This is a genomic window from Nocardia sp. NPDC004278, from assembly GCF_053602975.1.
Genome location: NZ_JBSGEQ010000070.1, coordinates 1 through 16,612, shown reverse-complemented (window position 1 = coordinate 16,612; position 16,612 = coordinate 1). Strand labels below are relative to the sequence as shown.

At 63.0% G+C, this 16,612-nt stretch carries 19 protein-coding genes; 7 read left to right on the top strand and 12 right to left on the bottom strand.

The genetic code is table 11. The annotated features are described in order from the left end of the window. Window positions 1–198 precede the first annotated feature (198 nt). On the top strand, window positions 199–795 hold the full coding sequence (locus ACWEO2_RS43235; RefSeq protein WP_452410691.1) for a TetR/AcrR family transcriptional regulator: 597 nt from the start codon (window positions 199–201) through the stop codon (window positions 793–795). A gap of 123 nt (window positions 796–918) precedes the next feature. Here ACWEO2_RS43235 and ACWEO2_RS43230 read toward each other — a convergent pair whose 3' ends face one another. From ACWEO2_RS43230 to ACWEO2_RS43200, 7 genes are all read right to left on the bottom strand, one after another. After that, window positions 919–1,821, bottom strand: a complete 903-nt coding sequence (locus ACWEO2_RS43230) for a tyrosine-type recombinase/integrase (protein ID WP_452410690.1) — start codon at window positions 1,819–1,821, stop codon at window positions 919–921. A 157-nt stretch (window positions 1,822–1,978) separates the two neighbouring features. Next, window positions 1,979–2,146 carry a hypothetical protein gene (locus tag ACWEO2_RS43225; RefSeq protein WP_452410689.1) on the bottom strand — a complete coding sequence of 56 codons (168 nt, stop codon included), beginning with the start codon at window positions 2,144–2,146 and terminating at the stop codon, window positions 1,979–1,981. 231 nt (window positions 2,147–2,377) lie between these two features. Further along, window positions 2,378–2,701, bottom strand: coding sequence for a hypothetical protein (locus tag ACWEO2_RS43220; protein WP_452410688.1), 324 nt, complete (start codon window positions 2,699–2,701; stop codon window positions 2,378–2,380). A gap of 9 nt (window positions 2,702–2,710) precedes the next feature. Further along, window positions 2,711–3,109: a DUF4279 domain-containing protein gene (locus tag ACWEO2_RS43215; protein ID WP_327097735.1), complete on the bottom strand. Its 399-nt coding sequence runs from the start codon at window positions 3,107–3,109 to the stop codon at window positions 2,711–2,713. After that, the gene (locus ACWEO2_RS43210) at window positions 3,106–4,329 is read right to left on the bottom strand and encodes a polymorphic toxin type 33 domain-containing protein (protein WP_452410687.1); all 1,224 of its coding nucleotides are present in this window, start codon (window positions 4,327–4,329) and stop codon (window positions 3,106–3,108) included. Before ACWEO2_RS43210 ends, ACWEO2_RS43215 begins: the two co-directional genes overlap by 4 nt. A 1-nt stretch (window position 4,330) precedes the next feature. After that, complete coding sequence (locus ACWEO2_RS43205; RefSeq protein ID WP_452410686.1) at window positions 4,331–4,630, bottom strand: WXG100 family type VII secretion target; 300 nt, start codon at window positions 4,628–4,630, stop codon at window positions 4,331–4,333. A gap of 4 nt (window positions 4,631–4,634) precedes the next feature. Further along, a complete protein-coding gene (locus ACWEO2_RS43200) occupies window positions 4,635–4,949 on the bottom strand; it encodes a WXG100 family type VII secretion target (RefSeq protein ID WP_354961937.1) in 315 nt (104 codons plus the stop codon). Window positions 4,950–6,019: 1,070 nt separating this feature from the next. Here ACWEO2_RS43200 and ACWEO2_RS43195 point away from each other — a divergent pair. From ACWEO2_RS43195 to ACWEO2_RS43180, 4 genes are all read left to right on the top strand, one after another. Next, window positions 6,020–6,649 (top strand): MmyB family transcriptional regulator, encoded by a 630-nt coding sequence (locus ACWEO2_RS43195; RefSeq protein WP_452410685.1) that lies wholly within the window; start codon window positions 6,020–6,022, stop codon window positions 6,647–6,649. Then, window positions 6,618–7,876 (top strand): IS3 family transposase gene (locus ACWEO2_RS43190; protein ID WP_452410684.1). Its coding sequence is split into 2 segments (ribosomal slippage): window positions 6,618–6,891 and window positions 6,891–7,876, totalling 1,260 coding nucleotides; the frame shifts between segments, so codons are not numbered across the junction. The genes ACWEO2_RS43195 and ACWEO2_RS43190 overlap by 32 nt, the downstream gene beginning before the upstream one ends. Further along, on the top strand, window positions 7,873–8,028 hold the full coding sequence (locus ACWEO2_RS43185; protein WP_452410683.1) for a hypothetical protein: 156 nt from the start codon (window positions 7,873–7,875) through the stop codon (window positions 8,026–8,028). Before ACWEO2_RS43190 ends, ACWEO2_RS43185 begins: the two co-directional genes overlap by 4 nt. Before the next feature lie 88 nt (window positions 8,029–8,116). Then, window positions 8,117–10,573, top strand: coding sequence for a glycosyl hydrolase family 65 protein (locus ACWEO2_RS43180; protein WP_452410682.1), 2,457 nt, complete (start codon window positions 8,117–8,119; stop codon window positions 10,571–10,573). Between the two features lie 69 nt (window positions 10,574–10,642). Here ACWEO2_RS43180 and ACWEO2_RS43175 read toward each other — a convergent pair whose 3' ends face one another. Next, window positions 10,643–11,572 carry an NAD(P)H-binding protein gene (locus tag ACWEO2_RS43175; protein WP_452410681.1) on the bottom strand — a complete coding sequence of 310 codons (930 nt, stop codon included), beginning with the start codon at window positions 11,570–11,572 and terminating at the stop codon, window positions 10,643–10,645. Window positions 11,573–11,861: 289 nt separating this feature from the next. Here ACWEO2_RS43175 and ACWEO2_RS43170 point away from each other — a divergent pair, with 289 nt between their 5' ends. After that, window positions 11,862–12,776, top strand: a complete 915-nt coding sequence (locus ACWEO2_RS43170; protein ID WP_452410680.1) for an SDR family NAD(P)-dependent oxidoreductase — start codon at window positions 11,862–11,864, stop codon at window positions 12,774–12,776. A 338-nt stretch (window positions 12,777–13,114) separates the two neighbouring features. On the opposite strand, the gene ACWEO2_RS43165 is transcribed toward ACWEO2_RS43170, so the two are convergent. The 3 genes from ACWEO2_RS43165 to ACWEO2_RS43155 form a co-directional block, all read right to left on the bottom strand. Then, window positions 13,115–13,600 carry a DinB family protein gene (locus ACWEO2_RS43165; RefSeq protein WP_452410679.1) on the bottom strand — a complete coding sequence of 162 codons (486 nt, stop codon included), beginning with the start codon at window positions 13,598–13,600 and terminating at the stop codon, window positions 13,115–13,117. Between the two features lie 131 nt (window positions 13,601–13,731). Next, on the bottom strand, window positions 13,732–13,881 hold the full coding sequence (locus ACWEO2_RS43160) for a hypothetical protein (protein ID WP_452410678.1): 150 nt from the start codon (window positions 13,879–13,881) through the stop codon (window positions 13,732–13,734). 208 nt (window positions 13,882–14,089) lie between these two features. Continuing rightward, window positions 14,090–14,593, bottom strand: a complete 504-nt coding sequence (locus ACWEO2_RS43155; protein ID WP_452410677.1) for a MarR family winged helix-turn-helix transcriptional regulator — start codon at window positions 14,591–14,593, stop codon at window positions 14,090–14,092. A gap of 59 nt (window positions 14,594–14,652) precedes the next feature. Here ACWEO2_RS43155 and ACWEO2_RS43150 point away from each other — a divergent pair, with 59 nt between their 5' ends. Continuing rightward, the gene (locus tag ACWEO2_RS43150; protein WP_452410676.1) at window positions 14,653–15,867 is read left to right on the top strand and encodes an amidohydrolase family protein; all 1,215 of its coding nucleotides are present in this window, start codon (window positions 14,653–14,655) and stop codon (window positions 15,865–15,867) included. Between the two features lie 332 nt (window positions 15,868–16,199). Here ACWEO2_RS43150 and ACWEO2_RS43145 read toward each other — a convergent pair. Continuing rightward, window positions 16,200–16,612 (bottom strand): hypothetical protein (locus ACWEO2_RS43145; protein ID WP_452410675.1); only part of this gene is annotated, 413 nt, incomplete at its 5' end.

Sequence of the window (16,612 nt, the reverse complement as noted above, 5' to 3'; positions counted from 1 at the left end):
CCGCAGGCCTGGACGGCGATTCGGATCTGCCCTGGGCCTGGGGCGGGAGTCTCGGTCTCGTCGAGCCGCACGACGTCGAGTGGGGAGCCGTATTCGTGGAAGCGAAGGGTGCGCATGAAGTCTCCTGATTAGTGACAGCAGATGCTGTCATCACTGACCGTAGCTGACGACAGCATCTGCTGTCACTATGCTGAGGACATGGCACGATGGGAAGGCAATACGCGCGGTCGCCTGGAGCGAGCGGCACTAGACCTGTTCACCGAACAGGGTTACGACCGTACGACGGTCGCGCAGATTGCCAAGCGCGCGGGCCTCACCGAACGTTCCTTCTACCGCTGGTTCCCCGACAAGCGCGAGGTGCTGTTCGGTGGCGAGGACCTCGAGAAGTGCTTCGTCGCCGCCATCGAGGCGGCTCCCGAAGGCGCGGACCCACTGACCATGCTGATGGCCGCATTCGGCAAGGCGCCCGAAGTGATCCGCCCCCGCGAGTTCCTGCGGGAGCGATCCGCGGTCATCGCCGCCAATCCGCCTCTGCTGGAACGCGAACTGATCAAACTCGCCGCCCTCTCACAAGCCCTGATCTCCGCCCTGGAGCGCCGCGGTGTCGAGCCCCAGACCGCACGGCTGGCCACCGACGCGGGCATGGCCATCCTCCGCCAGACCGGCCGGCGGTGGATGTCCGACGAAAATGCCGATCACACCCAACTTCTGGCCGACAGCGCCGCGGATTTACTCGCCGTTCTCACCGCAAACACGCCGAACGACTCGACGAACAGGGCGGGTCGCCACAGTTGATCCGTGGCTCGCGACCGAACAGCTGCTGCGCTCGCGCTCGATCAGGATCGTGTACAGCCTGATTCAGGCGTTCTCCGTGACCCGCGAACGACCGGGAGCTCGGCATGTGCGCGTGTTGAGTTGTTATGTGCCCGAGGCCATGTAGGCGGCGAGGATGTAATTCGGGTGGCGGTCGAGATTGGTCCGAGCACGGTCATAGCGCATGGTGGTGCGAGGGTCAGCGTGGCGGGCAGCGATCTGGACGTCTCGTAGGTCGACTCCGGCATCGAGCATGGTGGTGACGAAGGTGTGGCGCAGCATGTGCGGGTGCATCCGGGGTAGCCGCATCGCCGAATCCTGGGCCATGCGGCGCAGTCGTCGTGTGGCGCAATGCCGATCCATGCGCCGTCCTCGAGTGTTGAGCAGGATCGGTCCGTGGTCGCGGTCACCGGTGGCGCGGGCGATCGCTCGTCCGACCGCTGGCGGCAACGGGATCAGAGCGAGCTTCGAGCCCTTGCCAACTACGCGCAGTACGCGGTGGCCGTGTTCCTCGCCGATGTCCTCGGCGTCGGACTTGCAGGTCTCGAAGATCCGCAACCCGAGCAGTCCGAGCATCGCGACGAGTGCGAAGTCGAATTGGTTGGCGGAATCGCGCGCCGCGGTGAGCAGTGCTTCGAACTGTAGGTGCGAAAGTCCCAGTGTCGGTGATTCATTCGGTACTCGGGGTCGGCGGACGTACTCGGCCGGTGAGTGGTCCATGACACAGGTGCGGTAGAACCCGGTCACTACCGCGGTACGGCGGGCAACGGTGGAGGGTTTGAATCGGCGGGTCTCCTGCATCCACCGTACGTACCGTTCGATCTCGGCGCGCACCGCTAACAGCGGTAGGAGATGACGTTCGGTGCACCAGGTGAAGTACAGGCGCAGATCAGATCCGCAGTGGGTACGGGAGCTGCCGGTAAACCGGGCCAGGTATGCCGCACTGGCCAGCCGCAGTACGAGATCGTCACCGGCGAAGGTGACGTCGATATCCGATGAAGTACTCATGCTCCACGATGCCCAGAACACCACCCGAATTCGCTCGGGTCGCGGCATGTGCGTGCGTTGCGCGACAACCGGCCACGCCTCGTCGAAATGGCGGGGCCGAGCCAGCAAGATGGCGACCGAGAGGCATGGCAAGAATGCCCCTCGTCCGGGTTGTCGATTATTTGTCGACCTCGACGTTGATCTCGGAGACGTCGTCGACAACGATAGGCTGGAGTGCGCTTTCAGGCTCCACCTCAGGTTGTTCGTTAGATGTTTCGTCGGACTGGACCTCTGTCAGCCTGGGCACCTCGGCAAGCTCGCTGTCCTGCACCGATTCTTCCGCCATTACTGCTCCTTCATCCGCAATTACCAACGAAGCAAGCGTAGCGATCGGCAAATGCCCATGTGCGGCAACAGGATGTACTGGACGAATGCACTGAAATCGAGCGGACGGCTCAGGCGCTGCAAAGTCGCTCAGTTCGCCAGATCCGGCAGCTTGAGTGGCGGATGGGCCGGGGTTGGTCTACGAGGCCGCATAATGCGGCCTCCACACTCCAGATGACCGACAGAACCGGACCTACGTTTCTGTGCGCGGCCCAGTCGTGATCCTCAGTGACATGCCTGCTGAGGCAAGGCGCCTCAGAAGCCGAGGATCGAAATACATAGACGGAAAACTTCTGCCAGCCATCGCGGTCTCCACCCGAAGCTCGCCGCCGGGCTCGCTGTGCATCGCCGCCGACCTACCGCCAGCACTCATTTCATCCAGGAACGCATTGACCTCGTCTTCCAGGCTCCAACTCGCGCCGACCCGGTGGAAACGATTTTCTCTCAGCCCATTTTCGGGATGCCTGGCCACCTCGGTACGAATTACCGGAATTTCGCGGTCTGAATCATCGATCACGGTCGACTCCTAGATGACATCGATATCGAGTGACAGCCCTAATGACGCCAGAAATGCCAGCGTCGCTGCCGATAACGTGATGGTTGGCCAAATCTCCTCGCCGGCATCCACAGCAACGGTCAGGCACCCGGTTACTCCCTGATTCGAGAGAACGTGACCCAACCGCGTGGAAACTTGCGCAAGTTTCTCAACGGCACGGTCTACCTGCTCGCCGACCTCTCCGAAGGACACCTCCAGTCGGACAACCCAGCCATCGGAACTCCTACGCAGTTTGGGAGCCGCCCCTTGTTGCCCCGCCCGCCAGTAATTGAACGGTGCCAGTCCTAGCGCCGCGGTCACCTCGTCTGGATCGAATGTGCCGGTCAATTTCAGCGACACGGTCACTTCGGAAAGCTCCTCAGCAGTCATCGCAATCTGATCCCCGTCGATTCTCCTGCACCCGCCCCTCCTTTTGGCTTATAATACACATTTCCCTTTCCATCTTTGTATAGATCGTATCGGGACGGAGGGTCTGGCTTTATATCGTGTGGGTCATGACCGCGAGCCTTGAGTTCCCTTATGTCCCTATTTGTCAGGGGTTTGTCCTGCGCAGGGTTTCGCGTCCGTTCCTCGGTTTGATCCCATTCCGGCTCGCCTTCGGCGGAGTCATCGATCGATGTTATCAGGACTCCAAGACCTGCGATGGTAAGCAATCCACCGGCCGCGAGCGCCCCAGTCGAAAAACCGATTCCTGACAACCCTCCCAAAAAAGTTCCGACTGCCCTGGCGATCGCGGCGGCGGCCGTTTCGAGAGACACTCCTTCCAACGTCACCGACTGGGGATTGCGGATTACCACTGCTGAGACCGCGATGACTACAGATGCACTTACAACGACAGCCGTAAACTGGGTATTGATATCCGTCCGCATCGTCGATAATGCAGCAGATAGTTTCTCGGTCGATGCGGCGAAATCAGAGGAGGCCAACTCGATATCGCCTGCACTGGTCGCGAGAGTGCGCAGGTGGTCTACCAGATATGGGATATCTTCCGGAGCGTCGGAAGAATATGTTTGTTCCAGGCCTTCGGCTACCAATCGCAAGCGGGTCTGCGCGCCGAATACGCTGGTGTGAGAGGCAAAGGTTTTCCACGCCTTCGCTACCCTGTCGAACTTGTCAGTGTCGCTGTCGGGGATCTCGCCACTTGCGACCTGAGCAACCACTTTTTCGTACAAGCCGGGAAACTCTGATTCGAGCCCGCGACTATTCGCGTGTGCCGAGGCGACGCCGATCACCGAGCCAGCGCCGTATGGCAACTCCGTGGGAAGCGCCCTCGGAAGCGTCGGCCTGTCATCCTTGTTTGGGCTCCGATTTGCCTTATACTCGCCGCAGGCCCAATTGTAACCAGCGGCCGTCAGCACGTCCCCGAGTCGCTGCAAAGCGCGGGCAAAATTCGTTGCAAACAGGGTGAACGCACCGACCCGCTCATCGTATCCTGACGCCCAGGCCTTGATCGCTTGATAACCACCCGCCATCCCGCCCGTGGTAAGCAGGACCTTTTGCAGGGGATTGTACACATCCTGGAATGCCTTGGATATGGCATAACATTCGTCGGCGGCACTGTAGTAGGTTTGCGGCGCGACGCCTACCACGTCATCCCCTTGCCATTCGCAGATTCAGTTCTGACGCTTCGGAATACGAAGAATGGGCCGTCTGCGCCGCCCGCTGCATCTGCTCCAGCCCTTCGACCAGTTCGCGTGCTGCCGTCATCCATTCCTGGTGTTCCTCGGCGTAGGCTGTCGCAGCTGTACCTGTCCACTGCCCGCTCTGTATTAGGCCCTGCACTTTTCTTTCGAGTTGATCCAGATTGTCGGAAACGAACTCCTTGAAGCCACGGGCACGCGCCGTCACATTCTCGATGTGGTCGAGGTTGAACTCGAATTCCGAGGACATGACGTCAGTCCAACTGCAGCGAGTTGTACGACGATGCGTTCGTGCTGTCCCGGTCCTGGTACGTCGCCGCGGTGACGCCGAGCTTCTCCGCCAGGTCGGTGAGCGAGTCCCACACCTTCAGCGCGCCGTCCTGCATCTCGTCCCAGCCGGTGCGATAGGCATCGGCCGCACTGCCCCTCCAAGTACCGAATAGCGCCTGAACCTCCCGGTCCAACGACGTGGAGCCCGACTTCAGTTGCTCTGCAATGTTATACGCGAACTTGCCGATGGCCTTGACTTCGTCCGGCACCACGTTCAGCGACGGATCACCTGTGGTCATGCCCCCTCCTCCCCACTCGATGGCCAGCACCTGCGAGCATACTGACAACCTCGAAGGTCGACAATTTCATCACCGGGCGTCGCGATCGAGGTTGCAAGGATCGCCTGGTTCGATACCTTCAGCGAAATGATCTATCCAGGTAGGGAAGCGGCGCCACAAATAACGCAATCGCGCCGAGAAGCGTTGGTGTCCCATCCTCGAGTAAGACCGGGTTGCTGTGTTCGGCAGGCCAGCAGTGAACTCGGATCCGCGTCTGATCCGGCGATCCGAGCCGGTCACCGCCGGCTCGGAGACTCCGGCACCACACGCAAATCGGCAATACCGCGCATTGCCAAGACGCAAGAAGCCTTGCCCGGCGAGCGATCAGGAGCACGCGTGCCGCGCGACCGGCACCGCTGGTGTCCGCGGTCACATGTGCATGGTGTCGGTTTGGGGGTCAGCATCCACCGGCGCGGCCGAACCGATCCGGGGCATTCGTCGTGTCGGTCCAGCGCGGACAATAGGCTCAGGCCCTCGGGTCTTGTTTCGTGGATGAGATCGAAAGCGACACCGCCGATCTCGATTCCTCGATCCAGGAAGTAGGACTGTTTCCATCCTCGCGGGTCAACTCACGAGGCATCATGCAGCGCAACGGTTTCCGACGCACTCTGCTTGCATCACATCAATGTCGGACGCCGTTCCTTCGCGCGAAGGAGGTGGTTTTGGCAAACGTACCTCTAAACGCATGCCCCCGAAATATTCGGGCCTGACCCATTATTAATGGCGGTATCGTGAGTGACCACCTCCTAGTCGCGTACGCCGAAGCAGTCTGTCCGACCGGCACTCATGCTATCAACTGGCTCGAACTGCGTACCCCCGAGAGTGGTGAGCACAACTGGCTGCTGTCTTGCGTGCTTCCTGACTCTGCGACGTGAGACACGGGCTAAGCCCGCTATGCGGCGGTCTCAGAAGTGTATCCGCGCGGAAGATACGTCTGAGCTGCGTCTCTGTGCTTCTGCGGCAACGTTGCTCATCGACAGCCCTTTCCGAAGTTCTCCTGGCTGGAACAGGGGCGCCAGATCAATGTCAGTGTGCAGGTGTTGAATGCGGTGGCGCGGACTTTGTCGTTGGATGCGGCGGAGAAGGCGCATCTGTACCGGCTTGCGGATGTGCCTACGGCGCACGCGGGAACCGCTCTGCCGGAAGAGCTTCAGGTGATTCTGGATCACCTGGAACCGCTTCCGGGTGTGGTGCTCAGTCCGCGTTATGACGTGCTGGCTCACAATGAGTCCTATGAGGCACTGTGTCCGGGTTTCCTGCTGGGTGAACGTAATATGGCGCATCGGGTGTTTCTGACTCCGGAGTGCTGCAATACCTATCGCCATTATTGGGATGACTTGCGGCGCATGTCCGGATATCTGCTTCGTTCGTATGCGAAGAATCTGGGTGATCCGGGTTGGGAGGATTTCATCTCTGATTTGTGTTCGGAGAGTGAGAGTTTCGCGTCTTTGTGGGCTCGTAATGATGTGGCGGTTCCGGCGAGCCGGACGAAGCAGATCCGTAATTTGGCGGTGGGGGAGTTGGAGATGTTTTTGACGAGTATGAGTTTGCCGTCGGTTCCGTATGCGTGGATTCAGGTGAACCGCCCCGACTTTCCGGCCGCTTCCTTCTCTGTGGAGGATGTGGGCCATGCCCAAGCGTTATCCGATCGAGCAGCGTGAGCGTGCGGTGAAGATGGTGCTGGACCGAATTGACGGGTATCGGTCGGCGTATGCCGCCTGTCAGGCGCTCGCTCCGAAGCTCGGCGTCCATGCCGAGACGTTGCGTGTCTGGGTGAAGCAGGCCCAGATCGACACCGGTGAGGCTCCCGGGGTGACGAGCGCGGAGCAGGCGCGGATCAAGGAACTCGAACGCGAAGTGCGAGATCTGAAGGAGGCCAACGAGATTCTGAAAGCGGCCTCGATTTTCTTTGCGCGGGAGATCGACCCGCGCCGCCGTTGATCTGCCAGTTCATCGACCGAATGCGTGCACAGGGTTACCGGGTCGATCCGATTTGCCGCGTGCTCACCGAGCAGGGCGTGCAGGTCGCCGGACGCACTTATCGGAACTGGAAAACTGCCACGCCGTCAGCGCGGATGGTGACCGATGCGTATCTGACCGATGCGCTGCACGCCACCATCGGCACTCCTGAGGGCTTATATGGGCGCCGCAAGATGACCCCGTATCTGCGCCGCCAAGGCCACCAGGTGGGGATCGGCACCGTCGACCGGCTGATGCGCGACGAGGGCCTGTCCGGCGTAGTCCGCGGCGGCAAACATCGCACCACCATCCTTGGGAAAGGGTCTGGTCATCGCCGCGCTCCGGACCTTCTCGACCGCGACTTCACCGCTTTTGAGCCGAATCGCAAGTGGGTCACCGACTTTACTTATGTGCCCACCTGGACAGGATTCGTGTACGTGGCGTTCGTGATCGACTGTTTCTCCCGGGCGATCGTGGGCTGGCAGGCGGCCACGGTCAAGGACACCGCGATGGTCACCTCGGCGCTGAAGATGGCGTTGTGGCGGCGCGACCACGACGGTCACGCCATCGACGAAGGATTGATACATCACAGCGATGCCGGGTCGCAATATACTGCGATAGCATTCGCGGAAACACTTGTTACCGAAGGTATCTCGGCTTCGATCGGCAGTATCGGCGATGCCTATGACAACGCCCTGGCCGAGTCCACGATCGGACTGTTCAAGACCGAAGCCATCGCCCGTGACAGCCCGTTTCTCACCGGGCCATTGCGGTCACTCGACGACGTCGAGTACACGACGATCGAATGGGTCGACTGGTACAACAATCGGCGGTTGCACAGCCTGCTCGGGCACATCCCACCCGTCGAGTACGAGACCGTCTATTACGCTCGACAACAGCCATCCCAGCCGGTGATGACTCAACCATGAAGCCGGCCGAAAAGTCGGGGCGGTTCAAGGTGTATACCCCGACTGATGAGGTGGCGTGGGGGAAGTTGCGGGAGTTGTTGGCGATGACCGAGGAGCAGCGTCAGCGTCTGTGGATCGAGCACCGCGAGATGTATCACGCTGCTGCGGAGTGAGCTGTAGAGCTGTGCGAGCACAGGTAGGCCGCGGATCTGCTGCGTCGGCGGCCGCCGTCGATGCGGATAGCAGATCCGCGACCACGGAGTGGCGCGCGAACGCGTCAGCGCCCGCAATTTCGCCGCTGACCGCGACGATGCCGCGGCGATTCACGAGCTCATCGGACAACTGCTGCACCGCGCCGTACCCGAGCGGCGGGGCGTGGCGCGGCTGCCGTGTCGTTCCGATCGGCTCAGCGCGACCGCTGCTACTGTCGGCCCGGTGCGACTCGTGTCGAGTATCGGTGCGGTGCTATTGACCTGTGCGTTTGTGCCGCTGCCGGGACTGTCCGGGGTAGCGACCGCGCAGGGCGGGCAGGCGGTCGGGGACGACTGGTCGGCGGTCTCCGAGACTTTCGAACCCGAGAACTTCCGCGCCGCACCGTACCTGGGCAACGGGCGCATCGGCGCGATGATCCCGCCCAGCGGCGGCGGATATCAGGACTACGGCGCCTCGGTGCGCACCTCGTTCCCCTTAGTGGAACCGCGCTACACCGGAACGTATCTCGCGGGCTTCTATGCCATGAAGTCCATGTCGTGGAACAACACAGAGGCGATCGCTGCGCTCCCCGCATGGTCGGGCCTGAGCGTCGACGTCGCGGGCCGAACCTACCGGGCCGACGTCGACCCGGACACGCTCACGCACTACCGGCAGCGCCTGAACTTTCGCGATGCCACCGTTACCACCGAAGCCACTTGGACACCCGATGCGGAACACCGGCTGGATCTGACCTACCGGACCTTCGTGTCACGGGCGCAGCAGAACCTCGCGGTCCAGCAGCTCACTGTCATTCCGCACTTCTCGGGGCCGCTCACGGTCACCGACCTGATCGACGGGGCCGCCGCGCGTCGGGTCACCCCGGTGACGGCGGCCTCCGATCCGAACCGGGGGCAGACCACGGTCGGCGTGCGCGCCGACGGTACCGACCGCACCGCCTTCCTGGTATCTACGGTCACCACGCCAGATGAACTGGGTGCTGCCGCGCTACCTGCGAACGGGTCGACGGCTGGCACACGATTCGACGGCACCGTTGTGGCGGGCCGCAGTTACACGGTCACCAAGTACGTCGGAATCGCCTCCGGCGCGGACGGCGCGGACCCGCGCGCGATTGCCACCGACGTCTCCGAATCCAGCGCGGCGCGTGGTTTCGCCGCCGCCCACGCCGAACACGCAGCAGAGTGGGATCGCTTGTGGCAGCCCGCCATCGAGATCCCCGGCCGCGACGACTATCGGGACTGGATCCGGCCCGCACTGTATTCGGTGCTGTCCAGCGTCCGGGCCGGACAGCGATGGTCCGTGCAACCCGCGGGGTTGTCCTCCGACGACTATGGCGGCCTGACCTACTGGGACGCCGAGACCTGGATCTTCCCAACCCTGCTCGCGCTCTATCCCGAATTGGCCCGCACCGTGGTGGATTTCCGCGTCGCGGCGCTACCGCAAGCCGAGGCGAACGCGCGCGCCTTCGGGCTGACCGGCGCATTATTCCCCTGGAACGATGGACCGACACAGCGGTGCGCGTCGCCGTGGGTGTGCGGACTGGTCCAGGAACATTTGGGGAACGAGATCGCGCTCGCGCAATGGCAGTACTATTCGGCCACCGGCGACGAGCAATGGCTGCATGACAGCGGCGCGCCGGTGATCACGGCGATCGCGAACTACCAGGCTGCTCGCATCGGCCCGAAGCTGCCCGACGGTCGCTACCACTACGCGCCCGCGGCGGGCGCCGACGAATACGTCTCGGCTTCCGTGGACAACGCACTCACCAACGCCGGAGTGATGGCGACGATGCGCGCCGCGATGTCGGCCGCCCGGCTGGCCGGACTGCCGCTGAACCCACGGTGGGCCGATATCGCCGCCCATATGGCGATGCCGCCGGACATCGTGCCCGGGGTGCCCGCCGAGTATCTCGGGTACCAGGGGGCCAAGATCAAGCAGGCCGACACGGTGCTGATCAGCTACCCGTACTCCTATGCGGCACCGGGCTATTCGCCCGAGGCGACGCTGGCGTACTACTTCGACCGCACCGATCCCGACGGCCCCAATATGAGCAACAGCGCCGGCGCGATCCTCAGCGCGCAGTATGATCCCTGCCGCACTCAGCAGTTCCTCGATCAATCGGTGCAGCCGTATGTCCGACCGCCATTTGGGTTCCAGTCCGAGGCGCGTGGCGAACGCTCGGGTGCGAACACGGTCGGTCAACCGGCGTGGATCTTCGTCACGGGCGCGGGCGGATTCCTGCAAGGTTTGCTGTACGGGCCGAGCGGGCTGCGGTGGGCCGAGACGGGTCCCTGGCTGGACCCGATGCTGCCCAGCGGGTTTCCCGAGGGGATGACGGTGCGCGGCCTCGCGGTGCGCGATAGCAGGTTGACTGTGCGCATCCGACCGGAAGGTACGACAGTCGACATCACTTCGGGTGGTCCGGTCACCGTCGAGACGCCCGGCGGCCCGGCGACCATCCGTCCGGAAACACCGCTGACGCTGCCGACCAGGAGCGCCTGTCCCTGACCCGGTGGACATCGCACGACGAACCGGTCTCGTCGTGTTCTGTGCGGGCCGCAGCATCGTCCATAACGGCTATCCGGACGACGTGCGGCTGAACAGGTCGCGGTGACCGGCGACGTACTGCTCGACCGATTGGGGAGGCTGGCCGGTCAGCTTCTCGACGTCATTGGTGAGTCGGTTGTAACGGTCGTTGCGGTGCAGCTTTGCCACCGTCAGCAGATGTCGCACGGTGTGTGGGCTGATACCTGGCACGGCGCCGATCTGCTCGGCGAAGTCGTCGTCGCCCAGATCCGTCCCCGACACGGGGTGTCCCAGCGCGCGGGTGTAGTGCTCGGCCAGGCCTTGGATGTCCAGGACCGCGGGCCCTGTCAGCTCGTAGACGTGACCAACATGCTCTGTCGGGTTGCGGAGAATAGTGGCGACCACGCGGGCTACATCGGTGGCGGCGATCGGTGAGGTCCGGCCGGAGCCGAACGGCAACGCCAGAACGCGGCGTTCGGCAACCGATCGGCTGGCAAGGGCGGTGAACAGCGGATTGTCCAGGAAGACTGTAGGTCTGATGTGAACGACCGGCACGCCCGACCAGTTCATGATGTGCTCGGCCAGCCAATGCAGCCGTTGCTGCCGCGATTCTTCGGTGCTCGTCGACGTCATCTGCGAGACCGTCATCTGCGACATATTTACCAGCGCTTCGAGATCACCGCGCTCATCGGCGATAGCGCACACCACCGCCGCGGCCTCCAGGTAGTCCGCCGATACGGCCATGTTGAAGAACACTCGGCTCACACCGTGCAGAGCCTCGGCGACATCGGCCGGATCGGTGAGGTCGCCGACGATGATCTCGGCGCCGAGCGCCCGTAGCGCGTCGGCGCGGCCGTCGTCATGATGCACCATTGCCCGCACGGGTTCGCCGTTGTCCAGCAGCAGTTCGGCCACCAACCGGCTGACACTGCTGTAGCCGCCGCCCACACCCGTAACCAAATATGGTGCTGGGTCACTCAAGACGTGATTCTCCTGCCGCGCGGTGGTTTCCGGTAGGGCGCCTCAGGCGGTGCCCGCACATCGCAGAAAGGTCGAGTCCGCAAATTTTGAGCATACACGCAGGCGGCATTAGGGACCCCGCTCCGAACTAGGCCAGAACAGCGATGACCATGGCGTTATGTCGTGCACGCGTGCGTAGCGGTTGCCGTGCCTTGCGCAACTGCCCCGGGAGCGCAACGGTGTGAATATGAGTCTCACCCCCGCACTCGTCGGATGAACGGACAGACCGACCAAATTCTTGGGAGGAAATATGGCGAACATGTGGACGGAGCAAGACATACCAGCTCAGACGGGCCGAGTTGCGGTCGTCACCGGCGCCAACAGCGGACTCGGGTTCGAAGTCGCTCGGGCATTAGCGGCGCATGGCGCGTCGGTGGTGTTGGCGGTGCGGGATGTAGACAAGGGTAAACATGCGGCGGACCGTATTGCAGGTGCCGTCCCGGGTGCCGACACTACCGTCCAACAGCTCGATCTCACCTCGCTGGAATCCGTGCGTAATGCCGCGGAACAGCTCAGGTCCGCCTATTCCGCGATCGACCTGTTGGTCAACAATGCTGGGGTGATGTACCCGCCGAGGCAAATCACCAGCGACGGATTCGAGTTGCAATTCGGCACGAATCATTTGGGACATTTCGCGCTCACCGGGTTGTTGCTCGACCGAATGCTGCCGGTACCGGGCTCGCGGGTGGTCACGGTCAGCAGCATCGGCCATCGTATCCGGGCGCGAATCAACTTCGACGATCTCCAGGGGGAACGGTCGTACAACCGGGTGGCGGCGTACGGCCAGTCCAAGCTGGCGAATCTGATGTTCACCTACGAACTGCAACGTCGCCTGTCCAGCACCGGCAATACGATCGCGGTCGCGGCTCACCCCGGTGCCGCCAACACCGATTTGATGCGCAACCTGCCGACTGCGCTGCGTCCGCTCGTGCCTGTTATTGCACCCATCATCGCGCAGAGCCCAGCACAGGGTGCCTTGCCGATACTCCGCGCGGCCACCGACCCCGACGTGCTCGGCGGCCAGTACTACGGACCGGGTGGATTCATGGAGACCCGCGGCTACCCGAAAATCGTCGAATCGAGTCGACAATCGCATGACAGGGCGATTCAGCAACGCTTGTGGACGGTCTCGGAGGAATTGACCGGAGTCACATTCCCTATCTGACCGGAGCGGTCGGCCGCTGCCCGGGCCGGAGCAGTGAGGCTGCTGTATTTCCTCGGCGCGATATTGCTTTCGCACGCAAGGCTGCTGTCCGGGTGCTCATGATAATCGCGTCGGTACTCGGGGTGGCGGCCAATTCCCTTTGCTCCGTACAAGATCCGAACGTCGGCAGGGTCGCTGTGATGATGCCCTGCATCGCGACTGTGGTGCTCGAATGAGGTTGAGGTGGCCGAGCAGGGCGGTGCCGATGTGGATGGATAGGCCGTTGTTGACCAGGTCGGTGGCGAACACCCTTCGGCAGTTGGCGTGTCCAGATCTGTGCGTGTGGTGATCGAGCTGCCTCAATGCTTGATCTGTTCGCGGAGGATGTCGCCGTGGCCGCAGTGACGCGCGAAGTCCTCGATCGTGAGCAGGTAGATAAACCGCAGGCTGACGTCGCCGACGCGGGGGTGTGTCCTGGTTTCGTCGAGGTCGAAGTCGGCGGCGATGACGCGGGAACGCTCGCTGGCGCGCTCGAATTCGGCGATCACGTCGGCCAGGGTCTCGTTGTCATCGACGATGAAACTGGCGTCGCCCGGCGTGGTGCCCCCATCGCATTCGTTTTCGGGTAGACCCGCTAATACGTGCTGGAACCAGATCCGTTCGGCGACCGCGGCGTGCTTGAGCAATCCGATCGGGGTGGTCAGCGACGCAACAAGACGGCGGCGGGCGTCGGCTTCGGACAGACCGCGCACCGTGTTGATCAATTCGGTCCGGTTGCGGTCGAGCATGCTCTCGAGCAAACGGCGCTCTGTGCCGGTGGTGATCGGGGGTATCGACCATGTCATTGTCGGCTCGATTCTGTTGGTTCGGGTTGGATCCGGCTGTCGTACTTGTGGTTTCGGCGTCTCGGTGTCTCCTTCGGCAGGGCCGATGACCGCGTTGCGGTGCGGCAGGTGTGATCGACGTTCCGGTATCGTCAGCCGCCTGACGTAGGGCGGGTGATCTCCTCGTGCTGGGCGGCCAGGCGCGCGACGGCTTGCGCGCGAAAGTCGGTGAATTCGTCGATCGTGCCGCTGGCCTTGGCCAGTCGCTCGCTGAGTGCGCGGTTGTCGACCTCGAGTCGCAAGATCTGCGCGGCGCAGGGTCCGGGATGTCGCCGGCCTGTTGCATTGCGCGCAGGCGTTGTTCGAATTCTAGCCTGAGGTGAGCCGGTCGCCATAGAAGGCGGTGCGTCATTGTCCTCTTCCCACTAACCACTGTTCGGTATGTACGGCAACTTTGGCCGACCGGGAACGGAGCATGGCTCAGGTCTTCGTGCAGAAGTGTCCGGCTGATCAGGGCAGCGGTGCTCGGCCTACCAAGGCATTGATCTCGCGGAGAGCGTCGGCAGCCTGCCGGATGGCGTTTTCCGGCACGCCTGCCATGACGCGGGCATGTACGCGACCGGCGGCATGCACCGTCGTCTCGGCGAGTTGCCGACCGTCTGGCGTCAACTGGACCCAGCGGCTGCGACCGTCTCCCGGATTCTCCACGCGCTCGATATGCCCGGCGGCGCTGAGTCGTTGCAGCACATTGCTGATACCGCCGGTGGTGAGAAACAGCGCCCGGCTCAACTCGCTCGGCTTCAGCCGGTGCGGCGGTCCCGCACGGAAAAGTGCTGCGAGCACATCGAATTCGGCGTAGGTGAGGCCGAATTCGGCCATCTCCGATCGCAGCGCCTGCTCGATCCGGCCGTTGAGCCGGGCGATGCGCTTGCTGAGCTCCAGGGTGGCGATCAATGAGTCGGACATGCCACCGGCCACCCAGCCCGGCACCAGTTCGTCGACGTCATCATGCACGCGGCCAGTTTATCCCTTGAGATATTGCTTTTAAGAAAGCTTCCTTTTAAGCTAAATTCATGGTCTCGACCCTCCTGCTCCGCGGTGGCATCGTGCTGGACACCGAGCCCGAGCCGCGGGTTACCGAACACACCGACGTTCTGATCGCCGACGGCCGCATCGCTGCCGTGGGAACCGGCCTCGAAGCTGCCGAAGTGGTGGATGTAACCGGCCGAATTGTGTTGCCCGGCTTCGTTGATACGCATCGCCACACCTGGCAGGCCGCACTCGGCGGCACGACCGCCGACGTCGATCTCCCCGAATATCTGAACCGAGTACTCGGGGGTTATGCCCCTCGCTACGACCCGTCCGACGTGTTCATCGGCAATCTCACCGGAGCCTTGGACGCCCTCGGCTCCGGGACGACGACGCTGCTCGACTGGTCGCAACTCAATGCGACCGCCGAGCACACCGAGGCCGCGATCCAAGGTCTGCACGAATCCGGGATCCGCGCGGTATTCGGCTATCCCGGTAGGGTTTCCGCGACCGAGAACTCCCGATTGTCTTTCGCCTATGCCGCACTGGGGCCGGAGATCGTCGGAACCGACGAAGCGGTCCGCGAATGGCAGGAGGCGCGCGAACTCGGCCTACCGATCACCGTACATATGGGCGGCAACGGTCAGGACAGTGCGGCCCGGGGCCTGGCGGTGCTGGAGCAACACGGCCTACTCGGCCCCGAAACCACCTATATCCACCCCAACTACTTCACCGACGACGCATTGCGCCGAATTGCCGCGACCGGCGGCACCGCGTCGATCGCCCCGATCAGTGAGACGGGTCTGAGCATCGGTTACCCCGCCACCGGTCGCCTGCTGCGCGCGGGCATCCCGACCTCCCTCAGTACCGACACCGTGACCAGTGGTCCCGGCGATATGTTCAGCGTCATGCGATCCGCCTACCTATTCGAAAGGGCAAGCGGTGGGATGGATTTCACAACACGAGACGTCCTTCGCCTGGCCACCGTCGACGGCGCTCGCGTCCTCGGGCTTGCCGAGGTGACCGGTTCCCTGCGCCCCGGCAAACAAGCCGATCTCCTGGTCCTGTCGACCGACCGCCTCGGCCTGGCCGCCCACCCCGACCCCATCGCCTCGGTAGTCCTTTCCGCGGGCCCGGCCGATGTCGAGATGGTCTTGGTAGGCGGCGCCATCCTCAAGCGCAATGGCCGATTGCTCCACCACGATTCAACGGCGCTGCGCGCGAGACTCCGCGAATCAGCAAGACGGACAGTGCTTTGAGCCGATCCGTCAGTGGCGGTTGACGAAAGGTCCGCACGGTCTGCGCATCGCTGCGGTCAGCGGAGCGACGGGCGGCCATTGCTGCACCCGGAAGACACACCGTGCCAACCAGATCCGGCTGTCGTCGCCTCGGTCCGAGGTCTTTGCAAGGGGCTTTCAGCCCGCGTGCACCTCGGGATCCGAGGCGGCGACAACCCGCTGTCTCGGGCCGCTCGACGCGGTCAGCAACAAGCCGATGTTGGTCTGGCTACGGTGCTCGCAGCCTGACGGACGGGACCGGTGCCGCAGCATCGAGCGCGGGCCAGCCAGGTTGCGGTTGCTGCGGATTCGGTCTATCTGGATTCAGCGAGGACGAATCGGGTCCATGCCGCGGCCCGGTTGGAGTTGTGGTTGAAAACCTGCCCGGTGGTGAGGTCGATGGCGTAGACGCTGCCCTCCGGGACCCCGCCGTTGAAGGTGCCGAACCATGCGGTCGGCCCGGATTGTGGTGTGTCGCAAGCCTGTACGCCGGTGAACGCATGTTCCGGGAAGGTGACCTCGGCGAGGTTGGCGGAGGTGAGGCCGGCCAGGGTGCCGCCGCCGGCGGCGGCTATCGCGGCTGCCTGGACCTGTGGCACGCAGTCGGTTATGACAAAGAAGCGACCGTCTTTGCTAGCTTGAGTTTTAAGCTCTGAGGGTCGCGTCCCGCGCCCCGGTTGATCTTGAACGAAGCCCTTGGGTGATGATTTGTCTTGCGACAGAACAA

Coding starts and splice junctions, on each gene's coding strand:
- ACWEO2_RS43185 (WP_452410683.1), top strand. CDS start 7,873: ATGAAGCCGGCCGAAAAGTCGGGGCGGTTCAAGGTGTATACCCCGACT.
- ACWEO2_RS43225 (WP_452410689.1), bottom strand. CDS start 2,146: ATGGCGGAAGAATCGGTGCAGGACAGCGAGCTTGCCGAGGTGCCCAGG.
- ACWEO2_RS43150 (WP_452410676.1), top strand. CDS start 14,653: ATGGTCTCGACCCTCCTGCTCCGCGGTGGCATCGTGCTGGACACCGAG.
- ACWEO2_RS43215 (WP_327097735.1), bottom strand. CDS start 3,109: ATGACTGCTGAGGAGCTTTCCGAAGTGACCGTGTCGCTGAAATTGACC.
- ACWEO2_RS43170 (WP_452410680.1), top strand. CDS start 11,862: ATGGCGAACATGTGGACGGAGCAAGACATACCAGCTCAGACGGGCCGA.
- ACWEO2_RS43200 (WP_354961937.1), bottom strand. CDS start 4,949: ATGACCACAGGTGATCCGTCGCTGAACGTGGTGCCGGACGAAGTCAAG.
- ACWEO2_RS43235 (WP_452410691.1), top strand. CDS start 199: ATGGCACGATGGGAAGGCAATACGCGCGGTCGCCTGGAGCGAGCGGCA.
- ACWEO2_RS43205 (WP_452410686.1), bottom strand. CDS start 4,630: ATGTCCTCGGAATTCGAGTTCAACCTCGACCACATCGAGAATGTGACG.
- ACWEO2_RS43165 (WP_452410679.1), bottom strand. CDS start 13,600: ATGACATGGTCGATACCCCCGATCACCACCGGCACAGAGCGCCGTTTG.
- ACWEO2_RS43230 (WP_452410690.1), bottom strand. CDS start 1,821: ATGAGTACTTCATCGGATATCGACGTCACCTTCGCCGGTGACGATCTC.